At 71.0% G+C, this 13,525-nt stretch carries 17 protein-coding genes and 1 riboswitch; of the genes, 13 read left to right on the forward strand and 4 right to left on the reverse strand.

Annotated elements, in window-relative coordinates:
• Positions 1-29 precede the first annotated feature (29 nt).
• Positions 30-1,736: an AMP-binding protein gene (locus F9C12_RS01560; RefSeq protein WP_409464458.1), complete on the forward strand. Its 1,707-nt coding sequence runs from the start codon at positions 30-32 to the stop codon at positions 1,734-1,736.
• A gap of 18 nt (positions 1,737-1,754) precedes the next feature.
• Here the strand turns inward: F9C12_RS01560 and F9C12_RS01565 are convergent, their stop codons facing one another.
• Positions 1,755-2,273, reverse strand: coding sequence for a hypothetical protein (locus F9C12_RS01565; RefSeq protein ID WP_409464459.1), 519 nt, complete (start codon positions 2,271-2,273; stop codon positions 1,755-1,757).
• 271 nt (positions 2,274-2,544) lie between these two features.
• Here F9C12_RS01565 and F9C12_RS01570 point away from each other — a divergent pair, with 271 nt between their 5' ends.
• From F9C12_RS01570 to F9C12_RS01595, 6 genes are all read left to right on the forward strand, one after another.
• Positions 2,545-2,781 (forward strand): hypothetical protein, encoded by a 237-nt coding sequence (locus F9C12_RS01570; protein ID WP_409180184.1) that lies wholly within the window; start codon positions 2,545-2,547, stop codon positions 2,779-2,781.
• 770 nt (positions 2,782-3,551) lie between these two features.
• Positions 3,552-4,148: a CDP-alcohol phosphatidyltransferase family protein gene (locus tag F9C12_RS01575; RefSeq protein ID WP_409464460.1), complete on the forward strand. Its 597-nt coding sequence runs from the start codon at positions 3,552-3,554 to the stop codon at positions 4,146-4,148.
• 46 nt (positions 4,149-4,194) lie between these two features.
• Positions 4,195-4,578 (forward strand): glycine cleavage system protein GcvH, encoded by a 384-nt coding sequence (gcvH, locus tag F9C12_RS01580; RefSeq protein ID WP_009078861.1) that lies wholly within the window; start codon positions 4,195-4,197, stop codon positions 4,576-4,578.
• Positions 4,579-4,703: 125 nt separating this feature from the next.
• On the forward strand, positions 4,704-5,174 hold the full coding sequence (gene garA, locus F9C12_RS01585) for a glycogen accumulation regulator GarA (protein WP_009078859.1): 471 nt from the start codon (positions 4,704-4,706) through the stop codon (positions 5,172-5,174).
• Complete coding sequence (locus F9C12_RS01590) at positions 5,171-5,941, forward strand: MerR family transcriptional regulator (RefSeq protein ID WP_409180186.1); 771 nt, start codon at positions 5,171-5,173, stop codon at positions 5,939-5,941. The genes garA and F9C12_RS01590 overlap by 4 nt, the downstream gene beginning before the upstream one ends.
• A 214-nt stretch (positions 5,942-6,155) precedes the next feature.
• On the forward strand, positions 6,156-6,629 hold the full coding sequence (locus F9C12_RS01595) for a bifunctional nuclease family protein (RefSeq protein WP_009078856.1): 474 nt from the start codon (positions 6,156-6,158) through the stop codon (positions 6,627-6,629).
• A gap of 36 nt (positions 6,630-6,665) precedes the next feature.
• Here the strand turns inward: F9C12_RS01595 and F9C12_RS01600 are convergent, their stop codons facing one another.
• Positions 6,666-7,295, reverse strand: a complete 630-nt coding sequence (locus F9C12_RS01600) for a TetR/AcrR family transcriptional regulator (RefSeq protein ID WP_409180187.1) — start codon at positions 7,293-7,295, stop codon at positions 6,666-6,668.
• A 259-nt stretch (positions 7,296-7,554) separates the two neighbouring features.
• Here F9C12_RS01600 and F9C12_RS01605 point away from each other — a divergent pair, with 259 nt between their 5' ends.
• The gene (locus F9C12_RS01605) at positions 7,555-8,136 is read left to right on the forward strand and encodes a MerR family transcriptional regulator (RefSeq protein ID WP_409180188.1); all 582 of its coding nucleotides are present in this window, start codon (positions 7,555-7,557) and stop codon (positions 8,134-8,136) included.
• A 33-nt stretch (positions 8,137-8,169) separates the two neighbouring features.
• Positions 8,170-8,269, forward strand: a riboswitch (glycine riboswitch).
• A gap of 219 nt (positions 8,270-8,488) precedes the next feature.
• Here F9C12_RS01605 and F9C12_RS01610 read toward each other — a convergent pair.
• Positions 8,489-8,863, reverse strand: a complete 375-nt coding sequence (locus F9C12_RS01610; RefSeq protein WP_409464461.1) for a nuclear transport factor 2 family protein — start codon at positions 8,861-8,863, stop codon at positions 8,489-8,491.
• Between the two features lie 110 nt (positions 8,864-8,973).
• Between F9C12_RS01610 and F9C12_RS01615 the strand changes: the two genes are divergently transcribed.
• The 3 genes from F9C12_RS01615 to F9C12_RS01625 all read left to right on the forward strand — a co-directional run bounded on the left by F9C12_RS01615 (position 8,974) and on the right by F9C12_RS01625 (position 11,029).
• A complete protein-coding gene (locus F9C12_RS01615; protein ID WP_409464462.1) occupies positions 8,974-9,573 on the forward strand; it encodes a nucleotidyltransferase family protein in 600 nt (199 codons plus the stop codon).
• 62 nt (positions 9,574-9,635) lie between these two features.
• A complete protein-coding gene (locus F9C12_RS01620; protein ID WP_409180191.1) occupies positions 9,636-10,214 on the forward strand; it encodes a TetR/AcrR family transcriptional regulator in 579 nt (192 codons plus the stop codon).
• Positions 10,211-11,029, forward strand: coding sequence for an SDR family oxidoreductase (locus tag F9C12_RS01625; RefSeq protein ID WP_409464463.1), 819 nt, complete (start codon positions 10,211-10,213; stop codon positions 11,027-11,029). The genes F9C12_RS01620 and F9C12_RS01625 overlap by 4 nt, the downstream gene beginning before the upstream one ends.
• Here F9C12_RS01625 and F9C12_RS01630 read toward each other — a convergent pair.
• On the reverse strand, positions 11,019-11,921 hold the full coding sequence (locus F9C12_RS01630) for a LysR family transcriptional regulator (protein ID WP_409464464.1): 903 nt from the start codon (positions 11,919-11,921) through the stop codon (positions 11,019-11,021). The two genes, F9C12_RS01625 and F9C12_RS01630, sit on opposite strands and share 11 nt — an antisense overlap.
• A 70-nt stretch (positions 11,922-11,991) precedes the next feature.
• Here F9C12_RS01630 and F9C12_RS01635 point away from each other — a divergent pair, with 70 nt between their 5' ends.
• The gene (locus F9C12_RS01635) at positions 11,992-12,681 is read left to right on the forward strand and encodes a nitroreductase family protein (protein WP_409464465.1); all 690 of its coding nucleotides are present in this window, start codon (positions 11,992-11,994) and stop codon (positions 12,679-12,681) included.
• A gap of 36 nt (positions 12,682-12,717) precedes the next feature.
• Positions 12,718-13,515 (forward strand): helix-turn-helix domain-containing protein, encoded by a 798-nt coding sequence (locus tag F9C12_RS01640; RefSeq protein ID WP_409464466.1) that lies wholly within the window; start codon positions 12,718-12,720, stop codon positions 13,513-13,515.
• Positions 13,516-13,525: the final 10 nt, after the last annotated feature.

Consider the following 13,525-nt stretch of genomic DNA (forward strand, 5'->3'; position numbering starts at 1 on the left):
CACGGGAAAGCGAGCACGAGGAGCACGACGTGAGCAACGGCGCTGAGGTCACCGGCTACCAGGCATTCCGCGCGGCGCGGGACTATCTGCTGGCCCATCGCGAGGACTACGACACCGCCTACCGCGAGTTCGCGTGGCCGCGGCTGGACGAGTTCAACTGGGCCGCCGACTGGTTCGACCGGATCGCGGCGGATCCCGCGAACGCGCGGCGGTACGCGCTGTGGATCGTGGAAGAGGACGGCACCGAGAACCGCTGGACGTTCCCGGAGATGTCGGCCCGGTCCAACCAGGTCGCGAACTGGCTGCGCGGCCTCGGCGTCTCGCGCGGCGACCGGGTGATCGTCATGCTCGGCAACCAGGGCGAGCTGTGGGAGACCATCCTCGCGGCGATCAAGCTCGGCGCGGTCGTGATCCCGGCGTCCACGCTGCTCGGCCCGGCCGACCTCGCGGACCGGGTCGAGCGCGGCAACGCGAAGCACGTGGTCGTGCGTTCGGCCGACACGGAGAAGTTCGCCGGCGTCGCGGGCGACTACACGCGGATCGCGGTCGGCGAACCGGTTTCCGGCTGGCACGCCTTCGAAACCGCGTACGCCTCGGCGGCCGAATTCACCCCGGACGGGGTCACCCGGGCCGAGGACCCGCTGCTGCTGTACTTCACCTCGGGCACCACCGCGAAGCCGAAACTCGTGCAGCACACGCACGTTTCGTATCCGGTCGGCCATCTGTCCACAATGTACTGGATCGGGCTGGAGCCGGGCGACGTCCACCTCAACATCTCGTCGCCGGGCTGGGCCAAGCACGCGTGGAGCAACTTCTTCGCGCCGTGGAACGCCGAAGCGACCGTCTTCCTGTACAACTACGCGCGGTTCGACGCGGCCGCGCTGATGGCGCAGATGGACCGCTGCGGGATCACCAGCTTCTGCGCGCCGCCGACGGTGTGGCGGATGCTGATCCAGGCCGACCTGACCGCGCTGCGGACGCCGCCGAAGAAGGTCGTCGGCGCGGGGGAGCCGCTCAACCCCGAGGTGATCGAGCAGGTCGAGAAGGCGTGGGGCGTCACCATCCGCGACGGCTTCGGCCAGACCGAAACCAGCGTCCAGGTCGCGAACACGCCGGGCCAGGACGTCGTGGCCGGTTCGATGGGCCGTCCGCTGCCCGGGTTCGTCGTGGCACTGGTCGACCCGGTCACCGGCGAGCGCGCGGACGAGGGCGAGATCTGCCTCGACCTCGCGCACCGGCCGGTCGGCCTGATGGCGGGCTACGCGGACGACGACGAGCGCACGTCCGCCGCGTTCGCGAACGGCTACTACCACACCGGCGACGTCGGCTCGATCGACGAACGCGGCTACATCACCTACGTGGGCCGCACCGACGACGTCTTCAAGGCCTCGGACTACCGGATCTCGCCGTTCGAGCTGGAGAGCGTCCTGCTGGAGCACGAAGCGGTCGCCGAGGCGGCCGTGGTGCCCGCGCCGGACCCGATCCGGCTGGCCGTGCCCAAGGCGTACGTCGTGCTCGCCTCCGGGCACGAGCCGACCGCCGAAACCGCGCGGGCGATCCTGGCGTACGCGCGGGAGCACCTCGCGCCGTACAAGCGGATCCGGCGGCTGCAGTTCGCCGACCTGCCGAAGACCATCTCGGGCAAGATCCGCCGGGTCGAACTGCGCGGCCGCGAAGGCGGCGAGCGGCCCGAGGGCGAGTTCCGCGAGGACGACTTCCCGGACCTCAAGTCCTGAGCCGCGGCGGCGCCGGCCTCATTCGGCCGGCACCACCGCCGCCAGCACGGTCTGCTCGCCCTTGCTGCACGTGGTGCCGCCCTGCGCGGCGGGCGGGCCGGAAACGCACAGCCAGCCGTCGACCGTCGCGTTGACCGGGTTGTTCGAGCCCGGAGCCTGACGGCCGTCGATGGCCTGGTGGAACTTCTTGACCAGCGCCATCGCGTCCGCGCACGGGATGGCTTTGGTGTCGTAGACGTACAACGTCGTCCCGCTCGCCGCGGTGACGGTGCCGCACGTGCCCGGGGTCGCCGGCGGAGCCGGTTTCGACGGTTTCGGCGCGGCCGGGGCGCCGCTGGGCGCGGCGGGCGGACTGCTCGCGGTCCCGGTCTGCGGCAGCGGCGGGGGAGCGTGCGTGCTCGGCGCGGCCGAGGCGATCGCGGAGGGCGCCGACGACACGGCTGCCGGCGGCGCTTGATCCCCCGAACAGGCGGTGAGCGCGGGCAAAACCACCACAGCCGCGCACAGCGGCCCGTACACGGTTTTCGACGGGAGCACCGCGATCCTTTCGCCGGGGTCGAGCCCATTCTGGCCCCTCGCGCCCCCGCTGAGCGGCACCGACACACCGGGACGCGCCTTCTTGAGTCTACTGTGGACGGTGGATTTCCGGGTCCGGACCGGGAAATCCGCACCGCCGGGACCCATCGTTCGGAGGAATTCGCTCCGGGACGGTTAACGCCCGGCGGTCCGGCGCCGACGTAGAAGGCAGGCGCCCCGCGCGTTCCAGGTCCCCGAAGCCCGACGCCAGAGAGCACGAGTCACCGAGAGCATGAGCACCGAAACCGCCCCCGCGGCCGAGACCGACGACGACCCGGCCGATCCGCCGACCGAACCCTGCAGCGTGGTGTGGTGCGGCGGCCGCCCCTACGTCCTCGAAGCCGGAGGCGTGCGCCCCCGCTGGGTGGGCACCGACGGCCGCGGCCGCCCGGAAACGCTGAGCACCGCGCAGCTGCGCCGCCGCGGCTGGAGCCACCGCCGCGCGGCCGGCAGGCGCCGCACCCGCTGAGACTTCCGCCGGACGGCGGCCGGAACCGGGGAGGGGTTCCGGCCGCCGCCCGGCGGATCCGGGTTTTCCCTGCCGCTGCACCGATTCACCTGCCGCGCGGATCCCGATTGCCGCGCGGATCCGACTGCCGCGCGGATCCGACTGCCGCGCGGATACGTCCGCCGCACCGATTGGCCGCTGCACCGATCGTCAGCCGCGCCGGTTCGCCCGCCACGTGGATCCGACTGCCGCACCGATCGCCAGCCGTGCTGATCCGACTGCCGCACCGATTCGCCAGCCGTGCTGATCCGCCAGGCGCGCCGGTCTGCCAGCCGCACCGATCGTCAGCCGTGCTTATCCATCCGCCGCGCCGGTTCGCGAGCCGCACCGATTCGCCTGCCCGCCGATCCGCTTGCCGGGTCGATTCGCGACGGGCGCCGCGGGGCTTGCCGGGCTGATTCGCCCGCCGCACCGACCTGCTCGCGGCTCCGGCGGAATCGTTCCAGCGCCGAGTCAAACCGATCCGGCACCCAGCCAAACCGATCCGGCGTCGAGCCGAACCGATCCAGCCGCGCCGGTGCGCCGATCACCCCTGGCCGCACCGCGAACGCCCCCTGCAGCATCGGCGAGCGAGCCCGCACCGTCCATCCCGCCGTCGGAGGCGCCGCGGGCCCGGACGGAGCACCCGCCGGAGCCTCCCGCGCCGGAAGCCCCGCCGCAGCACAGCCGCGGCCCCGGCTTTCACCCCGCCAGGACAAACCTCGCGATCCCGCCCGCTCTAGGCTGGCCGCGTGACCACGGTCCCCGACGAGCCCCAGACCGAGCCCTCCCTGTGGCGGCAGGCGCTCACCATCCCGAACCTGCTGTCCCTGCTGCGCCTGGCCGGCGTCCCGGTGTTCCTGTGGCTGCTGCTCGGCCCGAAGGAGGACGGCTGGGCGCTCGCGGTCCTCGTCTTCTCCGCGCTCACCGACTGGCTCGACGGCAAGCTCGCCCGCTGGCTCGACCAGATGTCGCGGCTCGGGCAGCTGCTCGACCCCGCCGCGGACCGGCTCAACATCCTCGCCACCCTCGTCGCGTTCCTGATCCGCGACATCATCCCGTGGTGGGTCGTCGTCCCGCTGGTGCTGCGCGAGCTGGTGCTGGGTGTGTGCGTGATCCTGCTGCGCCGCGGCGGGTTCGCGCCGCCCGAGGTGACCTACCTCGGCAAGGGCGCGACGTTCGTGCTCATGTACGCCTTCCCGTTCCTGCTGCTCACGCAGGGCGGTTCGGACGTCGCCGCGGTCGCCCGGCCGATCGCGTACGCGTTCATGGTCTGGGGCGGCGTCCTGTATGTCTGGTCCGGCGCGCTCTACGTCGTGCAGGCGGCTCGCGCGCTGCGCACCCGGTGATAGAAGATTGTCGGCACTGAAGCCAGCACCAGGAAGGGGAGCGGCGTTGACCACTCCGGAAGAACTGCGCTACACCGAGGAGCACGAGTGGGTCGCGACCCGCGAGGGTTCGCTCGTGCGGGTGGGCATCACCGAATACGCGCAGGACCAGCTCGGCGACGTCGTGTTCGTCGACCTGCCCGAGGTCGGCAAGCAGGTCGGGGCGGGCGACCCGTTCGGCGAGGTCGAGTCCACGAAGAGCGTCTCGGAGCTGTTCGCGCCGGTCGACGGCGAGATCGTCGCGGTCAACTCCGCGGTCTCCGATTCGCCGGAGCTCATCAACTCCGACCCCTACGGCGAGGGCTGGCTCGTGGAGATCCGGCTCGACGACCCGGCCGGTCTCGAGGCGCTGCTCGAGGCCGAGGCGTACCAGGCGCTCATCAAGGGCTGAGCCGCCCGGCCCGGCGCCGCGGGCCGCAAGGGGAGCCCGAGGGTTCCGGGCCGGTCGGGCACGGTACGTTGACAGCTACACGTTCTTGGTCGATGACAACACTTCATGCGTAGAGGAGAGCTCAGGTGAGCACGAACGACGGGCCCGGCGTTCCCCCGGAGCAGTCTCCGGAGCGGACCTCTGTCTTCCGGGCCGATTTCCTGGCCGACATGGAAGGCCAGCAGGAGTCCGCGCCGGCCGCCGAGGCACCGGTGCAGGGCGTCGACGCCCTGCCGCCGGGTTCCGCCCTCCTGGTCGTGAAGCGCGGCCCCAACGCGGGCTCCCGCTTCCTGCTCGACCGCGACACCACCAGCGCGGGACGGCACCCCGACAGCGACATCTTCCTCGACGACGTCACGGTTTCCCGCCGCCACGCGGAATTCCGGCGCGAGGGCGGGGAGTTCGTCGTGATCGACGTCGGCAGCCTGAACGGCACCTACGTCAACCGCGAGCCGGTCGACCAGGCTGTCCTCGCCGGCGGCGACGAGGTGCAGATCGGCAAGTTCCGCCTGGTCTTCCTGACCGGCCCGGGGCACGGGGGCCAGGGGGCGCAGTGACGGCGGCCGGGCAGCCCGGTCGTCAGGAGGCCCGGCGGGACGGGTTGAGCATCGGGGCGGTGCTCGCGCAGCTGCGCGGGGACTTCCCCGATGTCACGATTTCCAAGATCCGTTTCCTCGAGGCGGAAGGCCTGGTCCGCCCGGGCCGCACGCCCTCGGGGTACCGGCAGTTCTCGCCGGCGGACGTGGAACGCCTGCGGTACGTGCTGTCCGCGCAGCGCGACCACTACCTCCCGCTCAAGGTCATCAAGGAGCAGCTCGACGCGGCCGACGCGGGCGCGCAGCCGCCCGCGCCGGTCCCGTCCGCTCCGCAGCTGCCGCGGCGGCTCGTGCCGCTCGGCGACGGGAGCGATCCGGCCGGACTGCCCGCGGCGGCGGACTTCGCGACCGGGCCGGACACCCGGCTCACCCAGGAAGACCTGCTGGACCAGGCGGGCATCGACGACGCGCTGCTCGCCGAGCTGTGCCAGTACGGCCTGCTGCGCCCCGGCGCGGCGGGGTTTTTCGGCCCGGAGTCGGTGCTGATCGCGCGCACCGTCAAGGCGATGACCGAATTCGGGCTCGAACCGCGGCACCTGCGCGCGTTCCGCGCCGCGGCCGACCGCGAGGTCGGCCTGCTGGAGCAGATCGTGACCCCGGCGTACCGGCATCGGGACGCGGACGCGAAGGCGCGCGCGGACGAGGTCGTGCGCGAACTGGCCGCGCTGTCGGTCACGCTGCACACGCTGCTCGTCAAGGCCGGCCTCCGCGGCGTCGCCGGCGACTGACCCCTGTATTCCCGAGACGCGGTTTCCGTCACTTGTCAATGACTGAACCTCAGCGCCGGGATGCCGTACCGTGAGAGACGGTTCGCGAGACCACGAACCGAGAAAGTCCGCTGCGAGCGAGCACAGCGCCCGGATGACGGGTAGCGTCGGAGACAACGGTCGTCAGCCGTCGCGAGCGCTGCGGCCCGTGTGCACGAGAGGGAGGCGAAGCCCGATGAGCGAGATGCGCGTCGTCGGAGTGCGGGTCGAACTGCCCGCCAATCAGCCGATCTTGTTGCTGCGGGAGACCGAGGGCGAGCGGTACCTGCCGATCTGGATCGGCTCGGTCGAAGCCACCGCGATCGCCCTGGAACAGCAAGGCGTCCGGCCCGCCCGGCCGCTGACCCACGATCTGCTCAAAGAGGTCATCGGCGCGCTCGGCCGCGAGCTCGAGCAGGTCGTGATCACCGACCTCAAGGAAGGCACGTTCTTCGCCGAGCTGGTCTTCGACGGCGACATCCGGGTCTCGGCCCGCCCGAGCGACTCGGTCGCGCTGGCGCTGCGGATCGGCGTCCCGATCCACGCGGTCGACGCGGTGCTCGAGGAAGCCGGGCTGATCATCCCGGACGAGCAGGAGGACGAGGTCGAGAAGTTCCGCGAGTTCCTCGACTCCGTCTCCCCGGAAGACTTCCGCGGCGCCGACACCTGAGCGCCCCTGCCCGGCGGTCTCCCGCCGGGCAAGCGTTCACGGCGCGGTGGCGCGGGTGAACAGGTCGGCCAGCTCCCGCCCGTAGCGGTCGAGGTCGAGCGAGGGGTCGTTGGCGTAGGCGGCCGCGGCTCCGTCGATGGCCTGGGCGATGGACAGTGCCACGATCTCGGGTGAGATGTCGCCGAAGGCCCCTTCTTTGCGGCCCTGTTCCAGCTGGCGCTGCAGCGCCCCGGTGCGCAGTTGCCCGACCAGCACGCCGGTCATCGCCCAGCCGTCGCGGTCGTCGGCGTGTGCGGCCATTTCGACCAGCACCCGCTCGCATTGCGGGTAGTCGCGCAGGAACGCGACCGACGTTTCGATGTACGCGCGCAGGTTCCCCGGCCGGTCCGCCGGGTCGACGCCCTCGCTGCGCTTGCGCAGGTATTCCGATTTGGTCTCGGACACCGTGCTCAGCACCGCCTGCATCAGGCCGGCCTTGTTGGTGAAGTGGTACGAGATCAGCCTCGTGCTGCTGAGCCCGGCCCGCTCCTTGATGCGCGCGAACGTGGTGCGCGCGTACCCGTGGTCGGCGATCGTGGCGATGGTCGCGCCGATGATCTGCGCCCGGGTGGTGGCCTCGGTGACGCTGAGGCCGAGTTCGGCTTGCGTGTCGATGCTTACTTGCATGAGTAATAAGTTACTCGGCTGGATAAAAAATGGCAATCCCGTACGGCGAACGGGCCAAAGCCTCGACACGGCCTCGAGGTCCGCCGCGCGTCGCGTTGACCGGCTCGCGGCGCAGCCTTACCGTCAAAGGCGGTAAATCGCCACGATGTGATTCGCCGGCCCGGCGCGCTCGTGGCAGTTTTCCCCGGCCGAACCCGATCCTGGGCTCGACCGGCCTGTCGAACGCCCCGCCGCGAGGCCGGGCGAGGGGAGGCTTGCGGTGGTCGAGGCTGGTCGTCCGGAGATACCCGCCGGACCTGTCGCCGACGGCGAGCAGGGCGAGCTGTTCCCCGACGCCTCGCTGCCCGACGAACTGGTCGGCTACCGCGGTCCCGCGGCCTGCCAGATCGCCGGGATCACCTACCGCCAGCTGGACTACTGGGCGCGCACGAAGCTGGTCGCGCCCAGCATCCGGACGGCGCACGGTTCGGGGTCGCAGCGGCTGTACTCGTTCAAGGACATCCTGGTCCTCAAGGTCGTGAAGCGCCTGCTGGACACCGGGGTCTCGCTGCAGAACATCCGCGTCGCGGTGGACCACCTGCGCGTGCGCGGGGTGCGCGACCTGGCGAAGGTCACGCTGTTCTCCGACGGGGCCACGGTGTACGAATGCACCTCGCCGGAGGAGATCGTGGATCTGCTCCAGGGCGGCCAGGGCGTGTTCGGCATCGCGGTCAGCGGGGCGATGCAGGAGATCAGCGGCACGATCCACGAGTTCCCGGCCGAGCGCGCCGACGGCGGGCTGGTCGAGGCCGTCGTGCCGGACGAGCTGACCCAGCGCCGCAACGCCCGCCGCACGGGCTGATCTTCGTCCGCGCTAGACTGGGCGCGCGATCGACGAACCCGCGCGGGAGAGACCGGACCGGCATCCCCGGCCCGGCGCCGAAGGAGCAAGTCCTCCCCGGAACCTCTCAGGCACCCTGGACCGCGCGGACGAGACGCCTCTGGAAAGCGCATCGGCAGGAGACCACCAGCCGGTGCCGCCGACGGTGCAAACCCGGCTATCCACGCGGGTGAAACTCTCAGGCGCCCCGCGGGGTACGGACAGAGTGGGGAGGGCCACGCCTGCGCTTCGGCGTGGCGGCCGCGCCGGTGAGGTTCAGACCTCCCGGGTGGTCTGAACCTCAGGCTGTGGTCAAGACCACAGTCGCGGCGCGTCAGCCCGGAATCTTGTCCAGGAAGCCGTGCACCTTGGCGATCCGGCCGCCGGCGATCTCGATCACGTCGAACCCGATCGCGACCGGCTCGGGGCTGCCCGGGGCGCTGAGGTGCCACTGGAAGCGTGCGAGATCGTGGTGCGCGTCCGGCTCCGCGGGCAGGCTGAAGACCATCCCGGCGAACTGCGCCTGCGCGCCGCCGATGAACCCGTCGATCCCGTCCTGCCCGGCGACCGAACCGAGGGGATCGGTGTAGGTGGCGCCCGGGGCGAAGACCTCCGAGACGAGCCGGCGGCGCCGCTGCGGGTCGGTCTCGTTCCAGACGTCGACGTAACGGCGGGCGAGGTCGGCGGCGGTCGGTGCGGTGGTGGTCATTGCGGGGTTCTCCTTGTGTCGTCCCGTTTTCGGTAGGGCCAAGCCTGTCGGAGGATCGGCGGCTGGTCGATTACGCGGGAGGTAATCGGTTCGCCGTGCTAAACCGGGGCATGGACTACGGACGTCTGGCGATCGACGGGCAACTCGGCAAATTCCGCGAGATCGTGACTCGCAACGAGCTGGTGCCGGAAGTATTGGCGCGCGCGGCGGAGCTGGCTCTCCCCGGCTGGTACCTGACCGCGGGCTGCCTGTGCCAGACCGTGTGGAACGTGGTGACCGGACGCCCGCCCGCCGAGGGCATCAAGGACTACGACCTGTTCTACTTCGACGACTCCGACCTCAGCTGGGAGGCGGAGAACTCGGTGATCGAGGCGGGAGCCCGGAAGTTCGGGGACCTTCCGGCCGTGGTGGAAATCCGCAACGAGGCACGGGTGCATCTCTGGTACGAGGACCGCTTCGGCGTGCCGTGCGCGCCGTACCCGTCGACCGAAGCGGCCATCGACTCCTTTCCGTCCACGACGCCCTGTCTCGGCATCCGGCTGGACGGCGAAGGGGAGTGGCAGGTCTACGCGCCGCACGGGTTCGCGGACATGTTCAACCTCGTCGTGCGGCCCAATCCCGGGCACGCGCCGCGGAGCAGCTACGAGGCGAAAGCCCGGCGCTGGCAGGAACAGTGGCCGGAGCTGACGGTGCTGCCGTGGCCGAGTTGACGCGGGACTCGCTCGGGCGTAGTTTCGATACGAGACGGTAGCGTATCGAAAAGGGGCCGCCGATGGAGACCTCCGGCGTGGGCAGGCCGCGCGATGCCCGCAGGGACGCCGCGATGCACGAGGCGGCCTTGGCGTTGCTGACCGAGGTGGGTTACGACCAGTTGTCCATCGAGTCCGTCGCGGCGCGGGCGGGGGTGGCCAAGACGACGATTTACCGCCGGTACCGCGACAAAGCGGCTCTCGTCGCGGCGGCGGTGGAGCAGCGGCAGACTTCGGCCCCGCCCGCGCCGGGGGCCGGCGGGCTCCGGGAGAACCTGCTGGCCGTCGTGCGGTGGCTGGCGCGCGAGATCGCCGAGCAGGAAATCGGACTGCTGGGCGCGCTGTTCGCGGGAATGCGCGGGGATTCCCGGCTCGCCGGCGAGATGCGCCGGATTCTGCGCCGCGACGGAGCGGCGATGGCGGAGTCCTTGCCGAGCAAGGAAATGGCGCCCGGCGCGGCGGAGCTGTTCGGCGAGGTCGCACCGGCGGTGATCGTGCACCGGATCGTTTTCGCCGGAGAGCCGTGCGACGACCGGTTTCTGCGGCATCTCGTGGAGGACATCCTGCTGCCGCTGCTGGGACGGAAGGAGTTTCGGGAATGATCGTGGTCACGGGGGCAACGGGTGCGCTGAACGGGGCGACTGTGGAGCACCTGCTCAAGCGTGTTCCCGCGCGGGAGATCGGCGTCAGCGTCCGGGACGTCGCGAAGGCGCAGCGCTTCGCGGATCGGGGAGTGCGAGTGCGGCAGGGTTCCTATGCGGATCCGGAGGCTCTGCGAAAGTCGTTCGAGGGGGCGGAAAAAGTTCTGCTGGTGTCCTCGAATGATCCGCACGCGGATGGGGTGAGCTTGCATCGCGCGGGCATCGAGGCGGCGGTAGCGGCTGGGGCGCAACGGATTCTGTACACCAGTCATCAGAATTCCCGGATGGACACCCCATTCCCGCCGGGGCCGGAGCACGCGGCGACCGAACGGATTCTCGCCGAGTCCGGCGTCGCGTGGACGGCGCTGCGCAATGGGTTTTACGCGCACAGCATCGGCTGGCTGCTCGGGAACTGGCGGGAGGACGGGGTGATCCAGGCGCCGGCGGACGGACCGGTGTCCTGGACGGACCGGGCCGACGTCGCCGAAGCGGCGGCGGTGATTCTCGCCGGGGACAAGGAATTCGCCGGACCGGTGACGCTGACCGCGCGAAAGGCGGTGACGTTCGACGACGTGGCCGAACTGGCGTCGCGGGTCAGCGGACGCGAGGTGAAGCGGGTAGTCGTGCCTGACGACGAGTGGACCGCGGGCGAACCGGAGGAGATCGCGCGCATGAAGCTCGCCTTCTTCCAGGCGGCCCGCCAAGGCCACTTCGCCGAGACAAGTCCGCTGCTGGCCGAGCTTCTCGGGCGCGAACCGCGCGGCATTACGCTCTAGACCCGAAGAACTCCCGGCAGAAGGCGCGAAACGTTTCGGCTCGCCGGGTCAGCCGCGCGCCCTCCGCGCGGGCCAGCACGACCGGCGTCGTCGGGACTCGCTCGCGCAGCGGACGTACCGCGAAGGGCGTGCCCTCCACGGAAAGCTCCAGCGGCGGTCGCTGCACCGACAGCGTGTAGCCGAGACCCCGGGCGACCAATGCGCGGGCCAGTTCGAAGCTCGTCGTGCGGTGCGCGACCGGCATGGGCAGGCCCACGGAAGCGAAGACGTCCCGGAAATAGCGCTCCGACGGCGGCACGTCCAGCAGGATGAACGGCTCCTCGGCCAAGGCGCGCAACGAAACCGTCTTGCGGCGGGCCAAAGGGTGCGCGGCAGGGAGGAGCGCGCTCGGCGGCTGGTCGTACAGCTTGTCCACCGCGATTCCGGGCACGAGGTCCTGCCGGTACAGCACGGCGAGGTCGCAGCGGCCCTCCAGCAGGAGGTGCTGCAGGTCCGGCAGGGTGCCTTCGACGAAGCTGACCTCGACCTCCGGGTGCTGGGTGCGGAAGGTCGCCAGCGCGGCGGGCACGTGCAGCGGCGCGAGGGGCGTGTAGCAGCCGAAGTTCAGGCGTCCGGCGAGGTCTTGGCCGAAATCCCGGGCGAGGGTGCCGAGTTCGGCGACCGAGGTGAGCACCGCGCGGGCCTCGCCGACGACTTGGCGGCCGGCGTCGGTCAGCGCGGTCGTCCGGCCGGGGCCGCGCAGGATCAGCTGCACGCCCAAAGTCCGTTCCAGCGAAGCGAGCGCCAGCGAGACCGCCGACTGCGACACGTGGCAGCTGTCCGCGGCGGCGGTGAGGCCGCCGGTGTCCGCGACCGCGACCAGATACTCGAGCTGGCGCAACGAGGGAGACATCAGTCCAGCTTATGTCCTTTACGAGGAATGTGAACTGGACCGATGACCGCGGACGCGGCAGGGTCGGAGCATGACCCGGCACAAGCACCCGTTCGTCCCCTACGCGCCGCCGCGGCTGTCCCCGGAGGAGAGCCTCGCGCGCGGGCAGGAGCTGTACCGGCTGCTCGACCGGCGCCGGTCGGTCCGCTGGTTTTCCCCGGACCCGGTGCCGCTGGAGGCGATCGAGACCGCGGTGCGGATCGCGAACACCGCGCCGAGCGGGGCGCACCACCAGCCGTGGACGTTCGTCGCGACCTCCGACCCGCAGGTGAAACGCGCGGTGCGCGAGGCGGCCGAGGTGGAGGAACGGAAGTTCTACCGGGAGCGCAACGCGCCGGACTGGCACGCGGCGCTCGCCCGGCTCGAGACCGACGAGCACAAGGAGTTCCTCGAAATCGCGCCGTGGCTGGTGGTCGCGTTCGCGCAGAAGAGCACTCCGCTGCCGGACGGTTCGCTGCGGAAGAACTACTACGTCAACGAAAGCGTCGGCATCGCGTGCGGCATGTTCATCACCGCGCTGCACACGATGGGACTGGCGACGCTCACCCACACGCCGAACCCGATGGGTTTCCTCAACGAGGTCTTCGAGCGCCCGGCGACCGAACGGCCGTACATCCTGTTCCCGGTCGGCTATCCCGCGCCGGACTGCGAGGTGCCGGACCTCGACCGCAAGCCGCTCGCCGAGGCGTTGGTGGTGCACGCGCCGTTACCTCGCGGGTAATGGTCTCGCGCCCGGCGACGCCGTAGCGTCGGTCGGGTGACGACCACGGTGAAGGCCCCGATCGGCGAACTGCTCCGGGAATGGCGCGACCGCCGCCGCGTCAGCCAGCTCGACCTCGCGATCTCCGCGGACATCTCGACGCGCCACCTGAGCTTCGTGGAGACCGGCCGGTCCAAGCCGAGCCGGGACATGGTGCTGCGGCTGAGCGAGCACCTCGACATCCCGCTGCGCGAACGGAACCGCCTGCTGCTGGCCGCGGGCTACGCGCCGGCGTACGGCGAGTCCGACCTGGGAGCGCCGGAGATGACCGTGGTCCGCGAGGCCGTCCGGCGGCTGCTCGCCGGGCACGACCCGTATCCGGCGGCGGTGGTCGACCGCGGCTGGAATCTCGTCGACGCGAACCTCAGCCTCGGCGTGCTGACCGAGGGCATTTCCCCGGCGCTGCTGACCGGCCGGGTGAACGTCCTGCGTGCGACCCTGCACCCGGACGGGATGGCTCCGCGGGTGCTCAATCTGGGGGAGTGGCGCGCGCATCTGCTGGGAAGGCTGCGCCGCCAGGTGGAGCAGACCGCGGACGCCGGGCTGGCCGAGCTGCTCGCGGAACTGCGCGGCTATCCGTGCGAGGACGAGGTCCCGGAGGTGGAAATCCCGGGGCCGGGCGACATCTTCGTGCCGTTGCGCTACCGGCACGAAGACCTCGAGCTGACGTTCTTCAGCACGGTCGCGACCTTCGGGACGCCACTGGACGTGACGCTCGCCGAACTGGTCATCGAGTCGTTCTACCCGGCCGATCCGGCGACGGCGGCGTTCCTGCGCGAGCGCGGGACCGGCTGAGCGCGGCTAC

Origin of the sequence: Amycolatopsis sp. GA6-003 (assembly GCF_046267895.1) — a bacterium.
GTDB lineage: Bacteria > Actinomycetota > Actinomycetes > Mycobacteriales > Pseudonocardiaceae > Amycolatopsis.

Coding starts and splice junctions, on each gene's coding strand:
- F9C12_RS01635 (WP_409464465.1), top strand. CDS start 11,992: ATGACCCGGCACAAGCACCCGTTCGTCCCCTACGCGCCGCCGCGGCTG.
- F9C12_RS01630 (WP_409464464.1), bottom strand. CDS start 11,921: ATGTCTCCCTCGTTGCGCCAGCTCGAGTATCTGGTCGCGGTCGCGGAC.
- F9C12_RS01595 (WP_009078856.1), top strand. CDS start 6,156: ATGAGCGAGATGCGCGTCGTCGGAGTGCGGGTCGAACTGCCCGCCAAT.
- F9C12_RS01610 (WP_409464461.1), bottom strand. CDS start 8,863: ATGACCACCACCGCACCGACCGCCGCCGACCTCGCCCGCCGTTACGTC.
- F9C12_RS01620 (WP_409180191.1), top strand. CDS start 9,636: ATGGAGACCTCCGGCGTGGGCAGGCCGCGCGATGCCCGCAGGGACGCC.
- F9C12_RS01570 (WP_409180184.1), top strand. CDS start 2,545: ATGAGCACCGAAACCGCCCCCGCGGCCGAGACCGACGACGACCCGGCC.
- F9C12_RS01600 (WP_409180187.1), bottom strand. CDS start 7,295: ATGCAAGTAAGCATCGACACGCAAGCCGAACTCGGCCTCAGCGTCACC.
- F9C12_RS01615 (WP_409464462.1), top strand. CDS start 8,974: ATGGACTACGGACGTCTGGCGATCGACGGGCAACTCGGCAAATTCCGC.
- F9C12_RS01625 (WP_409464463.1), top strand. CDS start 10,211: ATGATCGTGGTCACGGGGGCAACGGGTGCGCTGAACGGGGCGACTGTG.